General features: G+C 44.6%; 24 protein-coding genes. 8 read left to right on the top strand and 16 right to left on the bottom strand.

From position 1 onward, the window contains the following. Positions 1-143 precede the first annotated feature (143 nt). Both HMPREF0860_RS11845 and HMPREF0860_RS11840 read left to right on the top strand, forming a co-directional pair. On the top strand, positions 144-878 hold the full coding sequence (locus tag HMPREF0860_RS11845; RefSeq protein WP_162147021.1) for a FadR/GntR family transcriptional regulator: 735 nt from the start codon (positions 144-146) through the stop codon (positions 876-878). After that, on the top strand, positions 869-1,273 hold the full coding sequence (locus tag HMPREF0860_RS11840) for a VOC family protein (RefSeq protein WP_021329587.1): 405 nt from the start codon (positions 869-871) through the stop codon (positions 1,271-1,273). The genes HMPREF0860_RS11845 and HMPREF0860_RS11840 overlap by 10 nt, the downstream gene beginning before the upstream one ends. A gap of 24 nt (positions 1,274-1,297) precedes the next feature. Here HMPREF0860_RS11840 and HMPREF0860_RS11835 read toward each other — a convergent pair whose 3' ends face one another. From HMPREF0860_RS11835 to HMPREF0860_RS11785, 11 genes are all read right to left on the bottom strand, one after another. Then, positions 1,298-2,680: a hypothetical protein gene (locus HMPREF0860_RS11835; protein WP_021329569.1), complete on the bottom strand. Its 1,383-nt coding sequence runs from the start codon at positions 2,678-2,680 to the stop codon at positions 1,298-1,300. Between the two features lie 188 nt (positions 2,681-2,868). Then, positions 2,869-3,990 (bottom strand): ABC transporter ATP-binding protein, encoded by a 1,122-nt coding sequence (locus tag HMPREF0860_RS11830; RefSeq protein WP_021329570.1) that lies wholly within the window; start codon positions 3,988-3,990, stop codon positions 2,869-2,871. 59 nt (positions 3,991-4,049) lie between these two features. Beyond that, positions 4,050-4,874: an MBL fold metallo-hydrolase gene (locus HMPREF0860_RS11825; RefSeq protein ID WP_021495807.1), complete on the bottom strand. Its 825-nt coding sequence runs from the start codon at positions 4,872-4,874 to the stop codon at positions 4,050-4,052. 62 nt (positions 4,875-4,936) lie between these two features. After that, positions 4,937-6,475: a BCCT family transporter gene (locus HMPREF0860_RS11820; RefSeq protein WP_021329575.1), complete on the bottom strand. Its 1,539-nt coding sequence runs from the start codon at positions 6,473-6,475 to the stop codon at positions 4,937-4,939. Between the two features lie 22 nt (positions 6,476-6,497). Next, positions 6,498-7,628: a choline/ethanolamine kinase family protein gene (locus tag HMPREF0860_RS11815; protein ID WP_217995447.1), complete on the bottom strand. Its 1,131-nt coding sequence runs from the start codon at positions 7,626-7,628 to the stop codon at positions 6,498-6,500. Continuing rightward, the gene (locus HMPREF0860_RS14040; RefSeq protein WP_021329582.1) at positions 7,519-8,502 is read right to left on the bottom strand and encodes a sugar phosphate isomerase/epimerase family protein; all 984 of its coding nucleotides are present in this window, start codon (positions 8,500-8,502) and stop codon (positions 7,519-7,521) included. The genes HMPREF0860_RS11815 and HMPREF0860_RS14040 overlap by 110 nt, the downstream gene beginning before the upstream one ends. A 60-nt stretch (positions 8,503-8,562) precedes the next feature. Continuing rightward, complete coding sequence (locus HMPREF0860_RS11805) at positions 8,563-9,843, bottom strand: MFS transporter (protein ID WP_021329589.1); 1,281 nt, start codon at positions 9,841-9,843, stop codon at positions 8,563-8,565. Positions 9,844-9,993: 150 nt separating this feature from the next. Beyond that, the gene (gene fusA / locus HMPREF0860_RS11800; RefSeq protein WP_021329568.1) at positions 9,994-12,045 is read right to left on the bottom strand and encodes an elongation factor G; all 2,052 of its coding nucleotides are present in this window, start codon (positions 12,043-12,045) and stop codon (positions 9,994-9,996) included. An 88-nt stretch (positions 12,046-12,133) separates the two neighbouring features. Beyond that, entirely contained in the window at positions 12,134-12,538 is a 405-nt protein-coding gene (locus HMPREF0860_RS11795; RefSeq protein ID WP_021329601.1) for a rhodanese-like domain-containing protein, read from the bottom strand. Between the two features lie 129 nt (positions 12,539-12,667). After that, entirely contained in the window at positions 12,668-13,321 is a 654-nt protein-coding gene (locus tag HMPREF0860_RS11790) for an HAD family hydrolase (protein WP_021329564.1), read from the bottom strand. A 14-nt stretch (positions 13,322-13,335) separates the two neighbouring features. Then, positions 13,336-13,710, bottom strand: coding sequence for a desulfoferrodoxin family protein (locus HMPREF0860_RS11785; protein ID WP_021495816.1), 375 nt, complete (start codon positions 13,708-13,710; stop codon positions 13,336-13,338). A gap of 238 nt (positions 13,711-13,948) precedes the next feature. On the opposite strand from HMPREF0860_RS11785, the gene HMPREF0860_RS11780 reads away from it, so the two are divergent. After that, positions 13,949-14,818: an alpha/beta hydrolase gene (locus HMPREF0860_RS11780; RefSeq protein ID WP_162147020.1), complete on the top strand. Its 870-nt coding sequence runs from the start codon at positions 13,949-13,951 to the stop codon at positions 14,816-14,818. Positions 14,819-14,836: 18 nt separating this feature from the next. Here HMPREF0860_RS11780 and HMPREF0860_RS11775 read toward each other — a convergent pair whose 3' ends face one another. From HMPREF0860_RS11775 to HMPREF0860_RS11760, 5 genes are all read right to left on the bottom strand, one after another. Further along, a complete protein-coding gene (locus HMPREF0860_RS11775; protein ID WP_244870197.1) occupies positions 14,837-15,121 on the bottom strand; it encodes a transglycosylase domain-containing protein in 285 nt (94 codons plus the stop codon). A 256-nt stretch (positions 15,122-15,377) separates the two neighbouring features. Further along, complete coding sequence (locus HMPREF0860_RS11770; RefSeq protein ID WP_021495803.1) at positions 15,378-16,166, bottom strand: hypothetical protein; 789 nt, start codon at positions 16,164-16,166, stop codon at positions 15,378-15,380. Positions 16,167-16,259: 93 nt separating this feature from the next. Beyond that, positions 16,260-16,547 (bottom strand): hypothetical protein, encoded by a 288-nt coding sequence (locus tag HMPREF0860_RS11765; protein ID WP_021329378.1) that lies wholly within the window; start codon positions 16,545-16,547, stop codon positions 16,260-16,262. A gap of 2 nt (positions 16,548-16,549) precedes the next feature. Further along, the gene (locus tag HMPREF0860_RS14295) at positions 16,550-16,639 is read right to left on the bottom strand and encodes a type II toxin-antitoxin system RelE/ParE family toxin (RefSeq protein ID WP_369085210.1); all 90 of its coding nucleotides are present in this window, start codon (positions 16,637-16,639) and stop codon (positions 16,550-16,552) included. Positions 16,640-17,391: 752 nt separating this feature from the next. Next, a complete protein-coding gene (locus HMPREF0860_RS11760; protein WP_021495819.1) occupies positions 17,392-19,416 on the bottom strand; it encodes a LacI family DNA-binding transcriptional regulator in 2,025 nt (674 codons plus the stop codon). A 302-nt stretch (positions 19,417-19,718) separates the two neighbouring features. Here HMPREF0860_RS11760 and HMPREF0860_RS11755 point away from each other — a divergent pair, with 302 nt between their 5' ends. The 5 genes from HMPREF0860_RS11755 (at position 19,719) to HMPREF0860_RS11735 (ending at position 25,894) form a co-directional block, all read left to right on the top strand. Beyond that, the gene (locus tag HMPREF0860_RS11755; protein ID WP_021495814.1) at positions 19,719-20,666 is read left to right on the top strand and encodes a sugar ABC transporter substrate-binding protein; all 948 of its coding nucleotides are present in this window, start codon (positions 19,719-19,721) and stop codon (positions 20,664-20,666) included. Positions 20,667-20,736: 70 nt separating this feature from the next. Further along, positions 20,737-22,230: a sugar ABC transporter ATP-binding protein gene (locus HMPREF0860_RS11750; RefSeq protein WP_021495815.1), complete on the top strand. Its 1,494-nt coding sequence runs from the start codon at positions 20,737-20,739 to the stop codon at positions 22,228-22,230. Positions 22,231-22,232: 2 nt separating this feature from the next. Then, complete coding sequence (locus HMPREF0860_RS11745) at positions 22,233-23,237, top strand: ABC transporter permease (RefSeq protein ID WP_021495821.1); 1,005 nt, start codon at positions 22,233-22,235, stop codon at positions 23,235-23,237. Positions 23,238-23,366: 129 nt separating this feature from the next. Next, positions 23,367-24,848 carry a glycoside hydrolase family protein gene (locus HMPREF0860_RS11740; RefSeq protein ID WP_021331684.1) on the top strand — a complete coding sequence of 494 codons (1,482 nt, stop codon included), beginning with the start codon at positions 23,367-23,369 and terminating at the stop codon, positions 24,846-24,848. A 152-nt stretch (positions 24,849-25,000) separates the two neighbouring features. Beyond that, complete coding sequence (locus HMPREF0860_RS11735) at positions 25,001-25,894, top strand: PfkB family carbohydrate kinase (RefSeq protein ID WP_021331685.1); 894 nt, start codon at positions 25,001-25,003, stop codon at positions 25,892-25,894. The last annotated feature ends 73 nt before the right edge of the window (positions 25,895-25,967 follow it).

Below are 25,967 nucleotides of genomic sequence, written 5' to 3'. Positions count from 1 at the left end.
CTGACCGCTTGTCTGACAATCTTACAATAATATTCTACACCGTATTTTCAAATTGTCAAGGAAAAAATACGTGAAATTTTCGAAAAAACGCACAAAAAACGGGAATCGTCTCATTGACAAATATAAAAATGTATTATAGTCTGATGTCAGACAATATGAAACCGATTATGCGAATTTCCGTTACGTCGCAAATTGTCGATTCGATAAAAGAATCGGTTGAAAACGGACAATTTCCGGTCGGAAAAAAACTTCCGGCCGAATTGGAACTCTGTAAGCTGATGTACGTCAGCCGCTCATCCGTTCGAGAAGCTCTGTACCAGCTTCAAGCGCAGGGATATGTCGAACTGATAGCGGGAAAAGGCGCCTTCGTCCGCAGCAAAAAACCGAACGACAACTACGAAGCCATACGGCAATGGTTTATTTCAAGCGCACCGAATCTGGAAGATTTTATAGAAGTCCGCCTTGCCATAGATCCGCTCGCCGCATCGCTTGCGAGCATCAAGGGAACGGAAAAAGAGATACGACAGCTCGCCGACATCCATGAACAGTTTGTCAAAGCGAATACCACGAACGACGTTCCGCGCCTCGTATCGCTCGACGAACAGTTTCATTCGCAGATATTAAAGATGAGCCACAACGTGTTGCTGAAACAGATAAGCGAACTGCTGCTCAAAGAATTAAAACAATATCGCACGATGTCGATCACGGCAAAAAAGAATTCCGACAACACCGTCGCCGAACACGGTGCCGTCATGGAAGCGATCGCTTCGAGGAATAAAGGAGGGGCGCAAAAAGCGATGATCCGGCACCTGCATAAAGTGCGGGAGGACATTGACGCCGTCATCAATAAAAAACGGGAGAAAGAACCGTGGAAATAAAGCGCCTCGATCACATCACGATCATCGTAAAAAACCTTGAAAGGACGATGTCGTTTTACGCGGATGTTATGGGATTCACAAGAGAGCAAACGGTAGACTGCGGCGATCACATCCTCAGGTATTTTCGAGTGCCCGGCGGTCAGCGCATAGAGCTCAATCAATACCTCTACGAAGTCGCAGACCATAAGGGCAAACTCAACGACAAGGGTGCGTATCGGCACTGCGCTTTCGAAGTCACCGACATATCGGGATGGGAAAAGCGCATCACACAGGCAGGCTATCCGTTTCATATTCCCGTACACGACGACGAAAAAAACGGCGTCTACAGCGGACTCTTTTTGGATCCGAACGGCGTCGAAATCGAACTCATCGAATACAAAACGGATATCGCGTAGGCTGCACCGCCGCATTTTTTCAAATCATGCACCGTACGTATACGTCCAATAAAATCCGAACGACCACGCCGAACGGTTTTTGCCGTCGAAAGCGGTACGGTTTTCGTAGTCGAAGTCTGCTGTAAACGAATGACGAGGGGTGAGCAAAAACGTAAACTGGGGACGGATATCGAAAATAAAGCCGCCGTTGTAATCCTTCGTGTGCGCGTATTCGGCATAGCCCGAATCGTGCCATCGCTTATCGTATGACCCCCAAGCAAGCGACGACCAACCGCTCAAAATCATCTTGGAGGAAATTGCAAAGCGCGCGAGGATGCCGGCATAAACGGCAGGCGTATAGTTCCGATCTTCAAACCAATTTATGCCGCCTTCGGGACGCAGCGTCAAATCGACCTTCGGAAAACCGATCGTAACCGCCGCTCCCGTCGTCCACGCCATATCGGTTTCGCGCTTGTCCGTATCGATAGAATCCCAGCCGAACCACGCATCGACGGAAAATTTTTTCGTAAACACAAGCGATGCACCGGTATACAGATTCCCGTCCTGTTGGAACAGTCCCTCGTATGCAAACGCCGCACGCAAAAAATCAACGGGGTGTACTTCGAAACCGAAATTAATAATCGGAGCATCGGTATTTGCACCGCTCGGGATCGCAGCTCCTATTTGAAACAGATCTCGATAGCGGTAGCGCGCACCGATCGCCGTCTTTGCGTATTTGTTTGCGACGGGAACGAAACCGACGACATCGTAGGAACCGGGCGCATCGGGGGTATACCGATAACGGTGAGCCGAGCCGCTCCACACGTTCCAATCGTCGCCTCCGCGCGCCACTCCATGCCGGTCGTCGTACGCCGTACTGAAACCTCCGGCGCGTATGTGCGCATCGGCTTTCCACACCCAATTACCGTAGCCGGGAGCAGGTCCGACCGACCAGTTGAGTTTTGTGCCGACACCGGCATCGAAGCCTTTAAACGGATGCATCAGAAAATTGATATAATACGAATCCGACCGCGTGTTCAAATGTCCGTTCGCGGCGTTGTTATACGTTACACCTGCGGGCGCTCCTATGCGGTGCACGTTGTTCGTATCCTCTCCACCGTTGTAGTAGTGGTACGAAAGCGCCGAACGTTCGGTATTTTCGAGCGAAAAATTATCGAGTGTATTGTTACCGTCGTTCCAGCGCGCAAGCGCACCCCAGTTGATCATACCGTCGATCGTAAAAATACCGACGTCTACGCGGGCTTGGAGCGTATCGATAATGCCGTAATATTTAGCTCTGTGAGAGCCGAGCGGTCCGCCGAATCCCGTCCACACCGTATTTTCAACTCCCGTTTTTTGAAGAACTTGAGCTTGAACCGAAGCGGCGATAAAACCCGCTGCGGCAAAAATCATGCATAATTTTTTCATAGTATATCTCCCGATACAAAGGACACATTCGAAGGCTTCCGCTTTCGGATATGGCCGTGAATCATCTGCGAATTCTATATAAAACGGAATGAGCCGTCAATGGGGTGCTTATAAATAAACAATCCGAACGGCGTAGAGATAAAAAAACCGCCGCATCGCTGCGGCGGTTTTGCAACCGATAAATCGGTTTACCACTTCTTTTCGACTTTATCGCAGATATTAGGCTCACCTTCTTCCATAGAGAAGAATTTCGCCTTTTCCATATTCGGAACGAAGTTGAGCGTATCGCCGAGACGGAAGTCCGCACTTGCCGACGTTTTAACGATAAGGTTTTGTCCCTTATTCGTAACGACATAGAGGTGCGTTTCAGAGCCGAGCGGTTCTTTGTTCGTAAGCTTCATTTGCATATTGTTCGACGCGGCAGGCTTTTCAGAAAACGCGACGTCTTCGGGGCGGATGCCGAACGATACTTCTTTGCCGACGAAAGCTTTCAGCTCTTTCGCCTGCGCGTCCGTCGGAACGATTTCAAACGAACCCTCGTCACACACGATCTTTCCGCCCTTTTCGGCGACTTTAACCGTCATAAAATTCATCGGCGGCGTACCGATAAATCCCGCAACGAATTTGTTGATCGGAGAATTATACAGATAGAGCGGCGCGCCGATCTGCTGAATAAATCCGTCTTTCATAACGACGATCTTCGTACCGAGCGTCATAGCTTCGATCTGATCGTGCGTAACGTAGATCATCGTCGCCTGCAGCCTCTGGTGTAAAGAAGCGAGTTCGGAGCGCATCGTAACGCGGAGCTTCGCGTCGAGGTTCGACAGCGGTTCGTCGAAGAGGAATACTTTCGGATTGCGGACGATTGCACGGCCGACTGCGACGCGCTGGCGCTGACCGCCGGAAAGCGCTTTCGGTTTTCGGTTCAAATACTGCGTCAAATCGAGCTGCTTTGCAGCATCTTTTACGCGGCGGTCGATTTCCGCTTTGTCCATTTTGCGGATCTTCAAACCGAAAGCCATATTGTCGTACACCGTCATGTGCGGGTACAGCGCATAATTTTGGAACACCATAGCGATGTCGCGGTCTTTCGGCGGAACATCGTTCATCTCCACGCCGTCGATGTACAGCTTGCCTTCGGTGATGTCTTCAAGACCCGCAACCATGCGGAGCGTCGTCGATTTTCCGCAGCCGGACGGGCCGACGAAAACGCAAAATTCTTTGTCTTCGACCGTGATATTGGCGTCGGTGACGGCACGCGTCATGCCTTCGTATACTTTTCCGACACCCTTCAGTTCAACTTTTGCCATAAAAGGCCTCCCTTGGGGTTATATTATAAGAATAAGTATACGGTAAAAAATATGAGCTGTCAAACGATTTTTTTTAAATCGGCAAAACAATCATAAGGGGCCGTTTTATCAAATATAAATCCTTTTTCATTCCATTTCGGAATAACGTCGACATGCGCAAAGACAACCTTCGCTTTATCCGTAAATCCGTTATGGGAAGTAAATACATACTTAATTCTATTTAAATCCAGTTTTTCCTTTAATGCTTTCAAGGATTCAATATTCATTTCACTGTTGCAGTTGAACAGATCAAAAAAACACCATCCGCCGTCTTGATTCAGCGCAATGGAGTCTCCCGTAAAAAGCAGTTCGTTGTCGATTAAATACATTAAATGCCCGAGAGTATGACCGGGAACTAAAAACGGCTGAATTGTCAAATCACCGACGGAAACGGTTTGGCCGTCTTTAAGAAGGTGATAATTGTCTTTTATTTTTACGGAATTTTTTAATCCGAACGGGCCGATTTTTTTACGATATACGGTATTTGTCAGATAATTTTCTTCAATTTCGCCGAGATAAATTTCAGCGTTAATAAAACAATTCTCACAACGAATATCCAAACCGCCTGCATGATCCGGATCTGCATGTGTAAGAAACAGCGCCTGAACCGCTTTAGGATCGATTCCGATTTTTTTACACCCCGGCAAGAGAGCATGATGATTTTTGTACCCGGAATCTATTGCGATCAGTGTGTTACCCTTGCGGATAAAAAAGATATTGACATCATATTCTCTTACGCAGCTTACCGTTTCCGTCAATTGCCCGGTTTCAGAAGGATGGAAAGCTCCTTTTCCTCTGTACAGTTTCGGAACAACATGAATTGCAAAATAATCCATCAAACTCATAAAACACCTCTCGCACAAATTTTATCGTAGGCCATACGCCACCGCGTCACCTGCGCTCAGCTTTACGGCGTTCCGTCGGTCGGCACGATTTTTTTCGTTACGTCTTTTATAAACGACACTGCGATCAAAATCATTACAATCGAAATGGGCAGAGCGGCGATAATCGAAACCGACTGTAAGCCGTGCAAGGAATTTTCCGAAAAAATCAAACCGATGGGAAAGATGATAAATACGATCGCCCAAAATGCACGCATCGCTTTATGCGGCACTTCCCCCTGCGAAATCGTCCGGTATGAATACATCGAAATGACCATCGTCAGCGAATCAAATGTCGTCGAATAAAACATCAAAATCGTCACTATCAGCAGCAAAAGCGCACAAGTCGGAAACGGCAGCGTTTTGATAATCGACACGATGACATAGGGCATCGGAATACCACGGGCGAGATTTTGCACCGCGTCGAAAACTCCGTGCATTTTGAGCGCGAGACCGTAATTGCCGAATACGATGAACGAAGTAAAGGTACCCGCGAGCCCCGCAATATATACGCCGAATACGACATTCCGCACCGTACGTCCTTTACTGACGGTCGCGATAAAAAACGGAGTTGCGACACACCATACCATCCAGTATGCCCAATAGAACACCGTCCAATTTTGCACAAACCCTGTTTTTCTGAGCGGATCGGTGTACACGGCAAGCGGAATAAAATGGTGAATCATATTTCCGAGCGCGGTAAATCCCGTTTCGAGAATATAACGCGTTTCGCCGCCGAATATGCCTACCCAAAAAAGGAAGGCAAAAAACACATAGATGCACAGCTTCGCCATCAACATGATTCCTTTAAACGAAAAGAGCACCGCTATCGTATACAACACGGCGATGCAGATAAGCATACCGACGGACAGCAGTGCGGAATCGGGAATGCCGGTGATGCTGCTTACCGCGGCGCTCAAAAGCGGCGTCGCAAGCGAAAACGTCGTCGCCGTTCCGGCAAGCAGCGAAAAAATCGCAATAAAATCGATAAGGCTCCCGCACGCTCCGCCGATCTTATCGCCGAAAAGCGGGCGGCACGCTTCGCTGAATTTTTGACGCGTCCTCCCCTTTACGTAAATCATATATGCAAACGCAATCGCAAGCACGATATAAAAACTCCACGGAATCGGCCCCCAATGAAACAGCGGATAAACCGACGCCCATTCCTGCATACTCCCCAAATCGCCGATACGCTTTTCCTGCGCATACAGCGCCCACTCGATAAACGAATAATACAAAATATCCGCCGCCATCGTACTCGTAAAGATCATCGAGCCCCACGCAAAAAGCGAATATTCGGGCTTTGCCGTACCGCCGAGTTTTATCGTACCGATTTTTGAAAACGCAAAAAACAAAGTCAGTACGACGCTCGCAATACCGAACGCGAGATAATAGATGCCGAGCGTGTTTCCTATCCACGCACGCGCTCCGTCTATAACACGTTTGGAAACATCGGGAAAAAAGATAAACACGCAGCACAAAAACGTAACCGTCAAAAACGGAAAAACGATAAGCGGTATGTCGATATTCTTTTTACGCAGCATCGATGCCGTCGGTATGTTCACAGTGACGACTCCTTATTAATAATCAGCCTTCGGATAATCCGAGCGAAAAAAAACGTGAGAGCGCTATAGATGAAAAATCGCAGGCATACGCATACTGCACGCGTTCGTATTCGTCAAATGAAACGCCTTTTTTCTTTTTATATTCGCACCAGTACGTCCATAAAAGCGCACAAGCGGCTACATAGCACGTAATCTTCGCGCGGTTTTCGGCAGGACACTTGCATTCGTAATAAAGATCGATCGTCCTGTCGATCTGCGCAAGATCGTATCCGGCATAGATGCAAAACATTGCGATATCGATATCACCGTCGCTCATCGCCGCATATTCCCAATCGATCAAGCAAAGCGTACCGCCTCTGCAAAATAGAAAATTATCCTGTACGGGATCTATATGGCAGAGCGTACGACGATGCGGCAATTTTTTTAACAGCGGCCTGAGTGAAAGCACGCGGCTCCGCGTTTCTTTCCATCCGTCGAACGGCAGAACGGTCGAACGGCAGAGCTTTTCATACGCGGCAAGTTTTTCGAATACGTCGAATTGCGCGCTTACCGAAAGATCGAGCGAGTGGAGCCGCCGGAGCAGTTCCATACACCGCTTCGTGTCTTTTACATTTTGCGGATTACAGGGGCGGGCATCCCGTACAAAACGTTTAATTTTATATCCCGTATCGGGTTCGCAAAACACGACGTCATCCGTAATACCGCAGCCCGCGACCGCCCGATACGCTTCATATTCCTGCATGCGGTTGATAAGACTGCGCGTACCCGCTCCCGGCACGCGCAAAAGATACCGTTCTTTGTCGAGAAAAAACAATATCTGATAATTCGTCATGCCGCCCGAAAACGATTCGTGCCTGCCGGTAAATGCACCTCTCGCATCGAGCACGCCCCGCTCTTTCAGAGCGCAAAGCGTATCGCGTGCATCGTCATAGGAGCATCGCAGCTTTTTTGCCAAAACGGACGACGTAACGCCGCCTTTTTGCAGCGCAAGAGAAATCGCCGTCCACTCAAACGGACCGAAACGGTACGGATTCCGCGAACCGCTATGTTTTCGCATCCAGCACCATCTGATAAAATTTTTCCGCCGTTTTGCGGCATTCGACGAGCTGATCGAATTCGTCCTCTTCGTCTTTGCCGTAGATGCCCACTTCAAAGTCTGCAGGCAAATCGAGCGGCGCTTTCGCCACATACCGTGCGATTTCATTCCAATCCATCGTACCGTGTCCCCGCGCGTCCATAGGCACCCAATGTGCGTCGTGTTTCAATATTTCCGCATCATCGTCCGTCAACGCTTCCGGAATGGAAGCGTTTTCCTGTAAGTGAGTCGCAAAAGTTCGACTGTAATATTTTTTCAAAAAATAATTAAAATCATGACGACACTGCAGCGTTGCATGTCCGGAATCGAAGGCGAAACCGAGAAAATCGGAATCGTAGCGATCGAACATACGGTCGAACGCTTCTTCCTGTACTTGCCACGGCGTTACGATCAAATTTTCGAGCGCACAGCGAACGCCTGCAGCTTTCGCATACGGGGCAAGTTCATCGAAAGACTTGCACACTTGCGCATAATAATCCTCTTTATCTTTTTCGCTTTCGGCAAACAGTTTCCACGGAAGCTGCATGTGCAGCACCATAACCGACGCACCGATGTAGGTACACAGATCGACTCGATTTTTTAACAAATCGACTCCGGCAAGCCGGCAGTATTCGTTCATCGACGTATAATCTTTGCGGATGTCGGTCAGGCGATAACGATTTCGGAAAATCTTTTTTCCGTCTTTATCGATAATCGTACGCCTGCCGCCCTCGGACGCATGAATCGTATGTGCCTTTAAGCCGAGGCCGTTCAGCAGATCGCGCGCTTGAAACATTTCGCTTTTGCTGTAGATATACTCGCCTTCCCAATCGTGAATCCACTGCGTATGCGTAAAGCCCGCTTTTGCAATATTCGTAACCTGCCGCTCTATCTCATTCCAATTGTGCAGATCGTTGTTATAATCGCTGTTTACCGAACTGAGCAATTTCACCGCAACACCTCCGCATAATAATCAATAATAGACTGCCGTGCCGGAGAGGACACGACGCACTTAAGCCGTCTTTTCGGCAGCGGCTTTTTTATTCATCGCGATAAGAATAAAGCCGAATACGAAGCCCGCAGCGGAAAGGCAAACCATCGCAATCCAACAGTGGCGATAGCCGGCAAAGGGAGTCGCGGTACCGGCATATCTATCGACCATTGCGCCCGACACGGCGTAGAGAAATATTTCGACGGAATACGTTACAAGCGAAATAACTCCCGAAGCGGTTCCCGCAAGCCGCTTCGGCACACCGACTTCGTCGATCGTCGAAAAATAGAGCGCTTTGATGCTGTACAAAAAAAGACCGTAGCATATAAAGTTCGCTACGATAAGCGGCACCGATTTCACTCCGACGGGAATGATAATGTACATCGACGCAAAGACGACCATACCGATAAACGCATAGGCGATAAATCTGACGCGGCTTCCGACTTTATCCGAGATAAGCCCTGCCACAAAGGCGCCGATCATCATCATACCGTAGGTACGGACAGTATTGAGAAGCGCAACCGTACCGGCCGGAAGGCCGAACGCGTTCGACATATATCCGGTGATGTATCCGTGAAAAATAAGCGCGGAATAATTACACACGCCGAGAAGTCCCGCGAGCCACACGCGCGGCATCTTCGCGACTTCAAGAAAATCTTTCCAATTAAGAGCATTTTTTTCCTGCACTTCTCTCTGTGCGGGATTATCCTTTCCGAGAAAAAGAATCGCGAGGACGCCGGCGATAACAAGTCCGACGCTGTAATACATAATCGTATTTTTCATGCCGCCGATATCGTTACCGGCTCCCGCCGCATTGAACGCTATGACGGAGCCGAGCGCGGCAAGCGTACCGATAAGTCCGCGTCCCCCTTCGAGCGAGCCGAACAAGCGTCCCTGCTCTTCGGGACCGCCGAGATTGTTAATCGATTTGACCATAGCCGCCCAAAACGTAAACACCGTCGTTATCGCAAAGATCGCATGGATGACGACGAGCCATACGAAGCCGGGCATCATATAGTACCAAAAACCTGCAAGCGCAGTGCCGATGCATGAAAATGCGATCAATCCCCGCGAACTGAATTTATCCGCAAGCACACCGCCCGGAAAATAGCAGATAAAGTTTACGATGCCGTACGCGCTCATAAGGATGCCGAGCTGCGCCATCGTAGCTCCCGTCGCTTGTGAAAGCGGCTCCATGTACGTTTCGCGCAAATACGGCAGTTTGGTAATAAGTCCTCCCGCAAACGCCACGACTGCGATCGTCAGCCACTTACGCAATGTCGATTTGGTCGAATCAGCCACAGTAAAACCTCCTTGTATCGATTACGAGGTTAATTGTAAGGCCGATTCCCGAAAAACGCAAGGATTTTATTATTTAATAATTATTGAAAGTTTCGAAAAAAAATCAATTTTTAGAGGAGTTCCATTATACATTCGCATCAAACGTGCAATTTAAAACGCGCTCAATCCGCCGGGCTTTACTTGAAAATGGCTGAACTCCATCGAAAACGACGCCCTGCCCTGCGTCGCCGACCGGAGACTCGTCGAAAAACCGAACATCTTCGCCATCGGCGCCTGCGCGTGAACGATTTCGCCCGTCTGCTTCGAATCCTGTCCGAGTATAATGCCGCCGCGGCCGGTCATCTGGTTCATCGCGTCTCCGACGAATTCTTTCGGACAGGAAATATCGACGTCCATAACGGGTTCGAGCAATTCCGGTTTTGCGGCCGAACAGGCTTTGTCGAAAACCGCGGCGGCGCACGCTTCGAATGCAAACGTCGTCGACGTCAATTCGCTGTAATCGACATCGGTTACGGTGACGGCGGTATCGGTACAGGGATAACCGAATTTGATTCCCGATTGGAAAGAACTTTCGAACGCGCTTTCCATCGCTTCGAAAATTTCGTCGGGGATATCGCCCTTCTTTACGGTACACGCATAGGAGTTTCCGGCTCCTTGAGGACGAGGTTCGACGTGAACCGTTATGCCCGCCGTATTTTCTTTTCCGCCGAGCACTTTGCTGTAGCTTTCGCTTGCGTCCGCGCTTGCGGTCACCGCTTCGCGGTAAGTCACTTGCGGAGAGCCGACGCGGCACTTCACTTTAAAATCGTCCTGCATGCGCGTGACGAGTACATCGAGATGCAGCTCTCCCATGCCGCTGATTATCAGCTGACCCGTTTCCGCGTCTTCGTGATACGTAAACGTCGGATCTTCCCGCGAAAGGATCGCAAGCGTATCGTTCATCCTGTCGCGCTCGGCGAGCGATTCGGGTTCGAGAGAAACCGATATGACCGGTTCGGGAAACTGCGGTTTTTCGAGGAGCACCGGCATCCCCTCGCTGCCGAGCGTGTCGCCCGTCTGCGCGAGTTTCAATCCGATAAACGCTGCGATATCGCCTGCAGCGATACTGTCGATCGGCTCTTCTTTGTCCGCGTTGATTCTGAAAATTCTGTTGACTCTCTCGCGCTTTTTTTTGTTCACGTTGTATACTTGCGTGCCGCTCGCAATTTTCCCCGAATACATGCGCACAAAACACAGGAGTCCCATATTCGGATCGTGCTGAATTTTAAACACCAAGCCGACGGCGGCTCCGCTTTCTTTACACGGCACTTCGATTTTTTCTTCTTTGTCGCGCTTTATGTGCAAACCGACGGCGGGCGGCACTTCATCGGGTGCCGGAAGATAATCGATGAGTGCATCGATGAGCGGCTGTACGCCCTGATTGCGGCGGGCGCTTCCCATCACAAACGGAACGATTGCACGCGCTATCGTCTCTTTGCGGATCGCATCTTTCAACTGTTCCGTCGTTATCTCTTTTCCTTCGAGGTATAATTCCGCAAGAAAATCGTCGGCCGATGCGACCTGATCGACGAGCTTCGCCCGCCATTCGTCCGCTTTTTCTTTGCGTTCGGGAGCGATATCGGAAAATGAAAAAGTTTCTCCGTCATCGTCTTCGTTCCAGCGGATTTCCTGCATCGTCAAAAGATCGATGACGCCTTCGAAATCGCTTCCTTCCCCGATCGGGATCTGGAGAGCGACGCATTCGACACCGAACTTTTCGTGCACGTCTTCCATCGAACCGAAAAAGTCGGCGCCGACGCGATCCATTTTATTCATAAAACACAGGCGCGGCACTTTAAACGTGTCCGCCTGACGCCACACCGTTTCCGTCTGCGGCTGCACGCCGTCGACTGCGCAGATGACGGCGACCGCACCGTCGAGCACGCGCAGCGAGCGCTCGACTTCGGCGGTAAAATCGACATGCCCCGGCGTATCGATGATATTGATTTGAAAGCCTTTCCATTCGGTCGTCGTCGCCGCACTTGCAATCGTAATGCCGCGCGCCTGTTCCTGCGGCAAAAAATCCATCGTCGCCTGACCGTCATCGATTTCGCCGATTTTGTGAATTTTTTTCGTATAATAGAGGATGCGCTCCGTCGTCGTCGTTTTGCCCGCGTCGATGTGCGCCATGATTCCGATATTTCGTATTTTATTCAGCTGCATAACGCGAGTATATAGAAAAGAGAAAGAAGGAGCAAGCGAACGAAGAGCGGGCAGGGGTTTGTTATCGTGCGAATTAATATCCTGCGCGCTATTTTTCGATTTTACCCTTCCAGCTCATAATGCCGCCGATATTGACGACGTTCGTATATCCCATCGACGAAAGTTTTCCGGCGGCAACACGGCTTCTTTGTCCGCTCCTGCAGTAAACGAGAATTTTTTGATTTTTATTTTTCAAAATGTGCGCGGCACTCTCTTCGGTAATCGTTTCGTTCGTTAAGAGGACGGCCCCCGGAATGTGACCCGATTTGTACTCATCGGGACGGCGCACGTCGACGAGAATAAAATCCTTTTCCGTTTCCATAAGCTTTGCAGCTTCGTCCATCGAAATCGATGTGAATTGCTCTGCCGCCTTTTTTTCATTTTCTTTTGCAAAGCATGAAAAAAACATTATCGCCCCCATAAAAATAATAATTCCTATCGTTCGTGTATTCATATTTTCAATCCTTATCAAAATAGTATATGATCCGTGTCAACAACACCGGAAACCGTATTCTCTAAAAACGGCATATAATATAAAAATCGGCTGCACTTCCGGCAGCAACCCTCGCGTTCGACGCGGCGATTACAAAACCGTGCCGATTGCGTCGAGAGACGGTAATATGCACATCGCGATTTTTTTCATTTCATCGTCGGGTGCAATTTTATCGGGCACCATGATGCACGAAAGTCCCGCTCTGTACGCGCTCCGCATACCGTTCGGCGAATCTTCGATCGCACAGCAGACATCGGGCGAAAGACCGAGCGATGCGCAGGCGCGCTCGTAGATTTCGGGATCCGGTTTTCCGCGAGCGACCGTATCGCCTGTCGTAAGCGTTTCGAAAAAATCGATAAAGCCGGCGTTTTTCATCTGACGGCGTACGGCATCTCCGTCGGTGGAAGAGGCAAGCGCAATGCGGTAGCCTTTTTTTGTCAAATATTCAAGCGCCTCACGCGCGCCTTTCATCGAAGGAAGCCCCTCTTCCGTTTCGATTTTATTGAACAACACGGCGATGCGATTCATAAATCTATCGGCCGCGGATACGCTTTGCAAATCGTGTTCGAGCGAGGCACGGGTGTCGGCATAATTGCATCCGCGGTTCTTTTCGATAAGATACTCGATATCGGCAATTCCGCACTCTTTTGCCGCTTTACGCCACACAAGGTCGCAGACGGTTTCGCTGTCGAGCAAAACTCCGTCCATATCGAAAATCACTGCGGCAAAAGTTTTCATCGTCATCGGTGTTCCGGCGCTTAGGCTTTTGCCGTCCAAAGTCCGTGTTTATTGCAATACTCGTATGCCGCAATCAATTTGTCGCCTGAGGCGAGCGCAAACGACGCTTCGGGCTTTTCTCCGGGTTTAAGCGTTTTACGCTGGACGCCCTGTTCGGTTTCTATCGCGATCCACTGAATATAGTGATCGGCTTCCATCGGATGAACGACGGAACCGACTGCAACGTGAACTTCGCTGCCTTTTACCGTGATGACCGGCACGTGCTTTTCCTGCGCAGCATCGGTCGTGTTCGCTTTGAGCTCCTGCATCTCTTTTCCGCAACAAGACGGAAGGCAGCCTCCCTTGTGAATCATGCTGACGATTGTGCCGCAATGTCTGCATATATAAAATTGCATAGTGTCCTCCAAGACATAGTATCACATATAATATACCGAAAAAACAAAAAAAAGCAAATAATTTTATTTTTGTTTTTATTTCACTTTTTTGCTCATTGACGGAAACGCGCGGTTCGGGTAAGTTTGCGCTATGTGTAAAAAATCGAATCGCGTGTGTCGCTTTTATGCCGACGTGTGCCGTTTCTATGTCTCGACATCTCGCTTCTTTGCAAACGGTAAAAAAATTATTAAAACAAATATGAGCCGAGCTCGTACGGTATGTGCGGTTCTTTTTATTGTCTTTTCCGCTCTTCCCCTTTCAGCTTCCCGCCGCGCCGTTTTTTTGTGGCAGGGCGTACGAGGCATGAGAAGCTGCGATTCGGCTATGTTTATGAGCAGGCCAGAAAACGCAAACGGGGCAGCTCTCATCATTTGTCCCGGCGGAAGCTATCACCACTTGGGTATGTATAACGAAGGGCACTGTACTGCAAAGCGTTTCAACGCACTCGGCGTTACGACTTTCGTACTGCGCTACCGCGTTGCACAGGGAGGCGCTCATCACCCCGCCCAGCTCGAAGATATACAGCGGGCGATTCAGCTCGTGCGCGAAAATGCACGCGACTACGGCATCTATCCCGACAGAGTCGGCGCAATCGGTTTTTCCGCAGGCGGACACTTAGTGACAATGGCAGGCGTCTTTGCCGAAAGCGGCAACGAAATTGCAAAGCTCGGTATCGATGTAAAAGTAAGCCTGCGCCCCGACTGCGTTATGGCGATCTACCCCGTCGTTTCGATGCGCGACGATATCGCAAACAAGTGGTCGCGGAAAAGCCTGCTCGGAAAAAACATGAGCGAAGAACGAAAAGAACGCTTTTCCATGGAAAAGCAAATCCCTCCGACAATGCCGCCGACATACATCCTCGCCTGCCGCGACGATCCCGTCGTCAAATTCGAAAACAGCCGTCTCCTGTACGCCGCTCTCAAAGCGAAACATATACCGTGCCGCTTTGCACAATACGAAACGGGCGGGCACGGCTTCGGTATGCTCGAGGGCGCTTTTATGAAGAAGACGCACTGGAACGAAGACATAGAGGCGTGGTTAAAAGAAAACGGCATGCTGCAGAACTAGCATATATGCTATGCAGTATTATTCGTTTATATACTTGGAAATCTCATTAACTTTTTCTTCTATAATCCTTTTATTTCCAAGTTTTATAGTATACCTGCTTGGATTTATTGCAGTTAGTATTAATTTTATAAATTCTTCATTGCTTAAATAATTATAATCCTTATCAAAATAAAATTTTGATGTATCAGCGAGTCCGATTATTCCGTTTCCAAAATAGCTATTTGAAATTACATAATTATAATAATCTTTATATTTAATATTGTTCTTATTAATATATATATATTCAAAAAAATATATAAACATAAAAAACATAACAACATAAATAAAAGTAAAGAAAGAAATATTTTTATAATTAAAGATTTTATATTTTTTTACTTACTGGTAATTCCATTCTTTTCTTCAGCTTCACTTTGCACTGTACACATAACATCCGCTTAACCTGCATTGCACAGCAATGTCAGGTTGAAGCAGGTGCTAGGCGTTTTTTTTCTAGAATTGTATACGTTCATAATTGTTATCACTGATAACAATAGTACCGTCTGGCAGCATAAATACAACTTCATCCCAATACTTTTTTTTTACCTCTATGTTCTTTGAGGACATAGATAAAATAAATAATCCATTTCTCTTTTTTTTGATCCAGCGGGTGTAATTCATAATATGAATAAATTAATGAATTATCAGGTTTGTAAATTTCATTTATATATAAATCTGCAATTTCTTTTAATTTTTCTCTCTCTATGTAATTTTTTAAATATTTTTTCTTGAAAAAACTATATTGAGCATCAATAAGTTCCCGTCCGATTTTCCATGTAAGGTCATAAACACCTGTAGGATTAGCATTTGAAGTAACTCCATTTATATGGACTAAATCTTTTCTTGAATAATTTACCTGATAAACATGGATTCTTCGGTTTTGTGTTTCTATAATTTTTTCTTTATAATTATTTGAAACATCATCTTTTGTAAATAAAGAATCTAAAAAAAGTGTAATGTTATTATCAATTATATAAGTTGTACCGTCTTGTTTTTTTATTACTCTGCCATTTATAAAAAAAATATTTGTTTTGTTATTGTCATAAAAAATAGAAACTTCATATTCTAGTAAGACTTTTATATATTTTTGTTGTTTTAATATTTTAATTCTATCAAGAAATTCCTTTTGTTGTTTTTCATTTAATCTGATTGCGATATCCTGCTGATTTCCATTTAATTTTCGTTTTGTAACAATCACATCATTTATATTTTCTATTTCGGTAAATTCACAATAATTAATTGTTTTTTCTGCATAAATTTGAAAAACAAAAAATAATAAAAAATAAATTGTACAGAATGTTTTTCTCTTCATTTTTCTCCAAGTGTCGACAATTCAACTAACACAATTTTAAGCCGAAAACCGGCTTGTCCCGTTTGCCGGCTTTGAAAACGGTGTTATGTGATATCACTTCTGCATTAAAGCTGAATAATTCAAATGATTTTCTCTTGCAAAAGAAATAAAATCTTTTTCTTCCTGTGTTACACGAATTTGAAATTTCAAAGGAGATTCGAATTTCTGTTTTCTTCCAGAATTTTTTCTTGCTCCGCCATGTCCGAATTCTTTCGCATAATTTGCAAGACCTGACTTTTTCAAATATTCCTTTTCAGAAATAATTTTTTCATCATGAGAAAGTTCTGATTCCAATTTCTTAAAAACATAACCTTCCGAATCTTTTACATATACATATTCCATAATCAGACCTCCTTCAAACGTTTCTCCGCAAGTTTTATAGTTTCGTTTGGAGTTTTCTGTGTTTTCTTTACAAACACAACTCCTATTACAATAATTCTTCCGTAAACTTCATAAATTAAATATACTATTTATTTTGATTTTGTCAACATTTTCAAGAAGAAAACAAAGTTAAAATACAAAAAGTAAAGTTTGATTTTTTTTAAATAGATTAACTATATATAATTGTCAAGACCGTCCGAAAGGACTTATAGTTTGTTCATTTTGCATTTACCGTTTTGAACCATGAAACGCCGAAAAAACCTTTGTATAATTTTATTTTAACCGTATCGCCGGAATCCACAGTTTCTTTGTTTTCCATATCTGGAACAGTTCCGCAATCGATGGAAGATACTAGCCTTACTCGTAGCGCGTTCCGTAGACATGACTTTTGCTTTGTTTTGCATAGTTTTTTGAGACTGTGAAGACCTTTCTGGCGCCTTTTTTTTACTTTGTAAGCTTCTAAGCTCATCATCAAGCCCCATGCTTGTCGGTTTTCTTCGTCGATTCGTTTCCGATTTTCACTGCAAAGTCCGCCGCCTTGTACCCGGCAATTCTTTCAAAAAACTTCGTATAACCGGATGCTGTTGTCGGGTACTGCTTGATTTCAGACAAATTTTCAATCTTGTCCTCAACTCTTACATGCACGGTAAACTGTCGTGATGACCTCCGTTTTGCTTCAGCGGAAAGTCTAATCGGTAGTGTGTTCCATTCCGCTGGAAACTTCGTTGCGAAGTTCCCATTCAGTCTCTTACGATTTTATCATGCCCCCATTATTTTTTTATTTTGCGGTGCCCGTATAGTTTTTTTATAAAAAATTATTCTTTAGTTCTTTTTCCAAATCGGACGGTAACTTTTCATGCATGATATCTTTCCATGCTTTTATAAGCTGTTTGGGTTTTACAACATACGGATCAACGCCGATGTATTTAATTTTTTTATTTGAAACCAAGGATTTTGCAACAGCCATTGCAGCTGCGACTCCTTGTTCATACGGGCGCTGAGTGCTTAAACCTTTTACCATTTTTTGGCGCAACATATTCATTGAAATATCATGATCAAGATCACATGTGAACACGGCAATATCCAATCTTTTTAAATCGGTAAGAGCACGAATCGCTTCAAGCGCAGGCTGATCCCATGAAATATATAAACCCTCGATTTCAGGGCATGAGTTAACCAAGTCATAGCAGGTTTTGTATGCGTTTGAAATCGAGATAAATTTTTCACATGCAAAAATATTTACATTAGTATAATACTCTCTGACAAGTTTCTCCGCTGTAGAATCTCTTATCTGTGTTCCGTAAAAAGGTATTCCATGGACAAGAAAGCCCACCGTCACATGTTCCCTTTTTTTGTAATATTCGCCAAGCAGTGTTCCGACATTCCTTCCGTTTTCGTTTTCATTTACCGAAACACATGAAACATAGGCGTCGGCATTAAAACCGGCGGGAACGTTGCTTAAAAAAATAAGTTTCATCTGTTTTGACAATTCCGTAAATTTAAGAGACGTAAGATTATCATCGGTAGGTATTGCGATCAGAGCGTCGGGTTTTTGCAATCTAATCGCATCCAGCTGTGCAAGTTGCAGTTTAGGATCGAAATCCGCATCCATAACGGATATTACCGAAATTCCAAGATTTCCCAGGGTTTCTCTGATCCCTTGTTCGTGCAATCTTGCCCATGCGGTTCCTCCGTAATGAAGAGAAATCGCGACCTTGGGTTTTTTATTTCTGATAATTTCTTTTTCCCTTTGCGTTAATTCCAATTCTTCGGGTGCGGTTGCTTTTTCTCCAAATGGCCCCATGCTGATCATCTGTATAGATTTACCTTGTATAATTTCAATCGGTATGACAATCTTCTTTGTTTCGGGTCTTTCACCTTGTAAAAGTTTCATCATAAGGACATTCGAACTTTCTATAATTTTTGAAACATTCTGTTTTAATACAGTCAACGGGGGAGAGTACAATTCACTCCAAGGAGAATCTCCGTATCCGATAACGGATATGTCTTCAGGGCAATCCAAACCAAGTATTTGAAGGACTTTAATTAACGACAAGGTAAGATTGTTTCCGCATGTTATGCAGGCTGTAGATTTTATGTCTTCTAAAAACGTTCTGATCTTATGCTCTTGATTTTCCATAGACTGCTTAGAGTCAACGGTAAGGACCAAAGAATCTCTAAAGAAAACATTGTGCTCTGCCACGGCTTCTCTGTACCCTTCAAGCTGTTCTGAAGCCCTCGATGGGTCATTTTCTAAAACAATAAGAGCAATGTCATGATGTTTGCAGATTAAAAGCTGCTGTGTACTAAGGTAGACGGCCTTTTTATAATCGGAAATTATTTGATATATGTTTTTAGAGTTAAGTTTTCCGTCCAAAAAAACTATGGGTTTGTTTATTTTTATTAAACGTTTATAATTTGCAATGTTATTTGTAGTAGGTATAATAAATATGCCTGCAATAGTTTTATCGGCAGCTAAAGAAGTAAGTATGTCTTTTTCTTGCGATATGTTATTACTCGTAATCTCCACGATAAAGCGGTAATTATGTGACATGAAATAGATTCCCAGCATAGTGGCAATTTGAAGATTTACGGTACCGGAAAGATTGGGTAATAATAGGCAGATCACGGAACATTTGTTTCGCTTTTTCAAACCGGTATCTTTTATGTTGTCAGTGACATACCCCAGCTCTGCAATAGCCTTAAATACTTTTTCATTCAAGTTCTCGGCGACAAACCTTGTATGATTTATTGCATGAGAGACGGTTGCAATCGATACCCCCGCTCTTTCAGCTACATCCTGTAAGGTAACTTTTTTATTATTTGCCATCGGTATTCCTCAAATTTTACGTAAAATAATAATATATGATTGCATAAAACACAGAGAATAACAAGGATAAAAGCTTCTGTGTCCGTGTAAAAAGAAACAGCCTGATATTTTTTACAGGTTTTTCTATTATAATGTACAAAGTTATACAGATTATTTGCACTTTACAATATTTTACGTAAAATTAAAGAAAAAGTCTATGTAAAATAAATATTAAAATAAATTTGTTGACATATACTTTGTATCGTGTTAATATTTACGTAAAACAAGGGCGGGCGTATTCCGTCAAACAAGGATGATGTAATATGAAAAAAACAGTCAGCATAATTTTATCGCTGTGTATTGTTTCTATGGCAATGTTTGCCGGAGGAGAAAATGAGAAAAAATCGAAATCTCTTAGATTTGCTTTTTTGCCGAACACGCAGAACAACACATTTCAGAGTACAATGAACGACACTTTTAAAAAACTTTGTGCCGAAAAAAATATTGAATATACTTGTCTGGATCCGGACTACGATCTGAATAAACAGCTGAATCAACTATCGGATGTTGCGACTCAAGGCTATGACATGGTATTCGTAATTCCGGTGGATTCAAACGGTATTACTGCAGGACTTATCGAGCTTAAAAATGCGGGTGTTCCCGTAATCAATGTCGATACATCCGTAGGAAAGGCGGATTTGGGCTTGGTTTTATCGGTTGTAGCAACGGATTGTTATATGGCCGGGCAGCTTGTCGGGCAACAGATGGTCAAGGACTTTCCTTCCGGCGGACAAATTGCAATTCTGGATTTTCCGTCAAACGAAAGCTGTGTAGATCGCGTAAACGGATTTTTAAACGGACTTGGATCCAATAAGAGTAAATTCAACATAACGGCGCAGCAGGACGGAAAAGCGGCTTTGGACGCATCTTTAAAACTCGCCGAAGATATCATTACGGCTAACCCCGACCTAAAGGCCTTTTTCTGCATAAACGATCCGTCGGCTTTAGGAGCTGCTGCAGCGGTAAAAGCTGCAAATAAAAGCGGTAAAATAAAAGTATACAGCATAGATGCTTCTCCCAGCGGAAAAAAAGCTCTGCTGGACGGAGAATTTGCAGCCGTAGCCGCACAGGTACCTATAGAAATCGTAAAATACGCATTCCAGCAAGGACTTGATGTGCTAAGCGGCAAGCAGATCAAAAATTCCGTTTATCTTGCTTCCCACTTGGTTTCCATAGACGAAGCTAAAAAAACACTCAACGACTGGCAGTAATTTTCAATAATAACCAAAACGAAGGAAAGCATTCCTTTCCTTCGTTTTACATGTTTTCAAGGGTAATATTATGAATGGTCCGATTCTGGAAATGAAAAACATATCAAAATCATTTTCAGGCGTTTATGCGCTCAACGGAATAGATTTTTCACTGGAAAGAGGAGAAGTACACGCTCTGCTTGGCGAAAACGGTGCAGGAAAATCTACTCTAATAAAAGTGCTCGGAGGCATATATAGACCGGATTCGGGATCGATAAGTTTAAACGGAGCTCCTGTTGAAATTAAAAATGTACATACCGCCCGAGAATACGGCATAGGAATAATCCATCAGGAAATAATGCTGGTTCCTTCCATACCGGTTTACAGAAATATTTTTCTTGGACGGGAGATAACAAAAAAAACGGGAATTCTTGACGAAAAGGCAATGATCCTTGAAGCGAAGGACAAGTTAAACTCTCTCGGGGTGGATCTTGACGTCACACGGAGAGTTGAAGAATTGACAATAGCACAACAGCAGATGGTTGAAATAGTTAAGGCCATCTCATTTAATGCCAAAATACTTGTCATGGACGAACCTACCTCCTCAATAGGAAAAGAAGATGTAAATACTCTTTTCCGGACGATCGAGCGTTTAAAAAAACAAGAAGTAAGCATCATCTATATTTCTCACAGAATGGAAGAATTATTCCAAATTTCCGACAGGATCACCGTTATAAGAGACGGACACTTTGTCGGTACAAAGTTTACTCAAAAAACCGATACGGATGAACTTGTATCCATGATGGTAGGACGCGCTTTAGAGAAATATGATTTTCGTACCGGAATTTCATTTAAAAACACTCAAACTGTTTTAGACGTACAAGGGCTTTCGAGTGAATCCTTTAAGGATATAACTTTCAAAGTTCATAAAGGAGAAATCCTCGGCTTTGCAGGCCTTATAGGGGCCGGACGGAGCGAACTTATGATGAGCATCTTTGCAAACACGCCTCATCGCACGCAGGGACAGGTATATTTAAACGGTGAAAGCGTTTATTTTAAAAAATCTTCTCAAGCTATTAAAAAAGGAATCGGATTTGTTCCTGAAGACAGAAAAAAACAAGGATTGGTTTTGAGCAATTCGGTAGGCTTTAATATGGTACTTGCGTCTCTTGATCGGATCATGCGCGGATTTGCCATAGACACTGCAAAGAAGAATAAACTGATTCACTACTACGCGGATAACTTTAAGATAAAGGCATCATCTTACGATACCGACGTTATAAATCTTTCCGGAGGCAACCAGCAAAAAGTTGTCATAGCCAAATGGTTATCTACCGATCCCAGCTTATTAATCTTGGATGAACCTACGCGGGGTGTAGACGTGGGCGCCAAATTTGAAATTTATTCAATAATTAATGAACTTTCAAAAGCCGGACTGGCAATAATACTGATCTCCAGCGATCTGCCGGAGGTGATTAATATGTGCGATTCCGTCTGTGTAATGAAAAGAGGCCGATTGGTAAAGCAACTCACAAAAAACGAATTATCGCAGGAATTAATCATGAAATATGCGGCAGGAGGATGATAATGAACAATAAAACAATCATAAAAGTAAAAAACCGCGGTATGTTTGCAACATTAAAAAATAACGCAGGCATATTGGTTGTTCTGCTTTTTTTATGTATCTTATTAACGTTTCTTACGGATAAATTTTTTACCGCAAATAATATTTTGTCCGTTCTAAGACAAATTTCCATCAATATGTATATCGCAATCGGAATGTCGTTGGTAATTATCCTTGGCGGCATTGATCTTTCAGTTGGGAAGATCGTTGCGATGACGGGAACCTTGACCGTAGGCTTTATAGTCACCCAGGGTATGCCTATATGGGCGGCTATTATTTTGGGGCTGCTCATAGGCACGGCTACGGGATTCTTATCGGGTTTGTTTATTGCCAAATTCAATGTTCCCGCTTTTATTGTAACCATGGCTATGATGAATATTACAAACGGCGTTGCTTATGTATACAGCGGCGGAAGATCAACCCGAATTCAGGAATCTTTTTTCGTTAACATAGGGACCGGCTATTTGTTCAATGTCATTCCGTTGCCGATTGTCTACATGCTAATCCTTATAATTATATTTTCGTTTTTGCTGAATAAAACCAAATTCGGCGCCTACATATATGCGATCGGCGGCAATAGAGAATCTGCCAGATTAAGCGGCGTACCTATCTTCAAAGTTGAAGTGCTGATATATACCATCAGCGGATTTTTATCCGCTTTTGCGGGAATAGTCCTTTCAAGCAGAATGTATTCGGGACAGCCTTCGGTAGGAAGCGGCTATGAACTTGACGCCATCGCCGCCTGCGTACTCGGTGGAATTTCCATGTCGGGCGGCAAAGGTCTTCTAAGCGGAACCGTAATAGGAGCGATGGTCATCGGTATCATTTCAAACGGTTTAAACTTACTGGGAGTAAGCTCTTTTTGGCAATTGATAGTAAAGGGTATAATCATCTTGATCGCAATCCTGATAGACACTCAAAAGGGCGGCAACGGCATATTGCGTTCTTTTATTAAAAAGAATAAATGAACGTTTAAATTGAACGTCCGAAATAACGCCGTTCAGTTTAAACTTAAACCGTGCACAAAAAGCGCACTGATTCAACATCTTATAAAATCGATATTTTGTTAGTCTGTCGAATTTTTAAGGAGGATAAAAATGACATCAAAATTATTCAGACATACAAAACACTGCCCGTCAACAGGCGATGCAATCCCTTTTTTTTATGACGGCACATATCATATCTTCTCACTTACCCCGCCCCAAGGCACTACAGTATATCCCGATCGACTTAGAACCTCATGGTGCCACACAATTTCAAAAGATCTGCTTCACTGGGAAGAATTACCCGTAGCCATACATCCGGGCACAAACGATGATGCGGATTCTTCAGGTGTTTGGACGGGTTCCGTCGTTTTCGGTAACGGAATGTTCCATGCGTTTTATACCGGATACAATATTAAAGCAAAATATCAGCAAACTATATGCCATGCATACAGCAAAGACAGCATCACATGGGAAAAAGATAAAAAGAACCCCATACTGTTACCTAATGAAGATCTTTTTGAAGCTTTGGACTGGAGAGATCCTTACGTATTTTACAATGATGAAGAGAATGCCTATTGGATGATCTTGTCTGCAAGGCTTAAAGGCAATGCGATTACCAGAAGAGGATGTGTTGTATTGTATACTTCCCCGGACTTGGATAAATGGACATATTCACGTGTTCTTTATTATCCGGGGAACACCAACTGTCCCGAATGCCCCGAAATGTATAAAATCGGTTCAAATTGGTATTTATCTTATTCAAGGTTTTCGGAATACGTAAATACCATTTACAGAGTTTCAAGTTCGCCTTTCGGCCCGTGGAGAACCCCGAAATCCGACGGAATAGGCGGCAGACGCTTCTATGCCGCGAAGTCCATGGCAAACGATGAAGGACGCCGTATTTATTTTGCTTGGGCGCACGACAGAGGCGACGATTGCGATCAGGGAGAATGGTATTGGGGCGGTAAATTTTGCGTCCCGCACGAAGTAGTACAAAACTCAAAAGGAGAATTGGATGTAAAAATGCCGCCTGAAATTCGCTCTCTATATCCTAAAAAGATCGATTGGCAGTATATGCAGATCCAAGGAAACGGGACTAACTTCGGCAACAGATCTATCGACATATCCTCTTTAGGAACGTGCTCCTACGGTTTTTTCACCGGCATCCCCGAATCCTATTTATTTTCCTGCCGATGCAGAGCTCATGAAATATATAACAATTTCGGCATTCTTTTAAAAAGCGATCGCGACGCATCGACTTGTCTGCAGTTGGAATTCGATTATTCCATGCAAAGGGTATCCCTTTTAAATCTTCCCATGCCCGTGGATCCGTTTTGGCAGCAATCCTGCCAGGCTATCCCAAAACCGAAAATGCCGGGTCCTGACGGCTTTAGGGTTTGCGAAAAATCTTTTGCCTTTGATGTAAATTCATGGATAAAGATCTGCCTGCTCGTTGAAAAGGATAATATAGACATATTCATTGACGAAAAAATCGCTTTTTCATATCGTCTGTATGAAAAACCCGAATATGAGCTGGGCTTTATAGCGGAAGACTGCAACGTCGAATTCTGTGATATAAACTTTGCGGTTTAGACGGAGTATGTTGCCGTTCGTCTTTTAAAAATCCGCAGTACCGGTTTGCCGCCGCCGCTTGGACATCAATAATCCGGCGGAAACAGGCGGTAACAATACGGCAACGATACGGTCGCTTTATAGCGACTATTATGTTATAATGATTGAATAATATGAAATTTATCTGTTTCGGAGAAATACTTTTTGACATATTCAAAGATTCGGCGCGAATCGGAGGCGCCCCGTTAAATGTGGCCGCGCATTTTCAAAAACTCGGCGCAACGGGAACTATCGTCAGCGCGGTAGGAGACGACGAACTGGGGCGGTCGGCGTTGGACACCGTTAAAAAATTCGGAATAGGCTCCGAGCATATTCATATAAGCGAATTTCCTACCGGAAAGGCCGAAGTTTTTCTTGTCGACGGAATAGCCGACTACGCTTTTAACGAGCCGTGCGCTTGGGACGACATAAAAATTTCCGATGAGCTAAAAGGACCGTTTGACGTTCTATGTTACGGAACTCTTGCACAACGCAGCGAACAAAACCGAAAAGCCCTCTGCCGAATATGGGACTCTATCGACGTCCCTGTAAGATTTTTTGACGTAAATATCCGTAAAAATTTTTACAGCAAGGAAATAATCGATCAAGGGCTTCTTCACGCCACCGTTCTTAAAATGAATGACGATGAAATTCCCGTTATAGCGAACGCCGCAGATATCGGAAAAAAGAATTTCGATGAAACGATAGCGGAACTTTTTCACCGATACCCGCTCGATATAATCTTAGTAACCCTCGGAAAAAAAGGTTCGGTTTGCTGTACGAAGGACGGAAAAATTTTCCGGCAGAACTGTAAAGACATAACCGTCGTAGATACGGTCGGCGCCGGAGACAGTTTATCCGCAGGTTTTTTGTACATGATGCTTAAAGGTGCCCCTTTACAACAGGCGCTGGCTTTCGGATCAACCCTTGCGGATTATGTCTGTGCGCATCAGGGCGCAATTCCAGAATACGACAAAGAGCTTTTAAATAAATTTCACTACGTCCAAGATAAAGAAGGTACTTTTTAAAGTCTGTAATTCGCGGTATAAGTTTGGGTTAGAACATAAAACCATATCACAAGCGGCGGCCTCTATCATCTCG

Origin of the sequence: Treponema socranskii subsp. socranskii VPI DR56BR1116 = ATCC 35536 (assembly GCF_000468115.1) — a bacterium.
Lineage (GTDB): Bacteria > Spirochaetota > Spirochaetia > Treponematales > Treponemataceae > Treponema_D > Treponema_D socranskii.
Note: the sequence above shows the minus strand (reverse complement) of the source record. Positions and strands in the feature narration are given on the sequence as shown.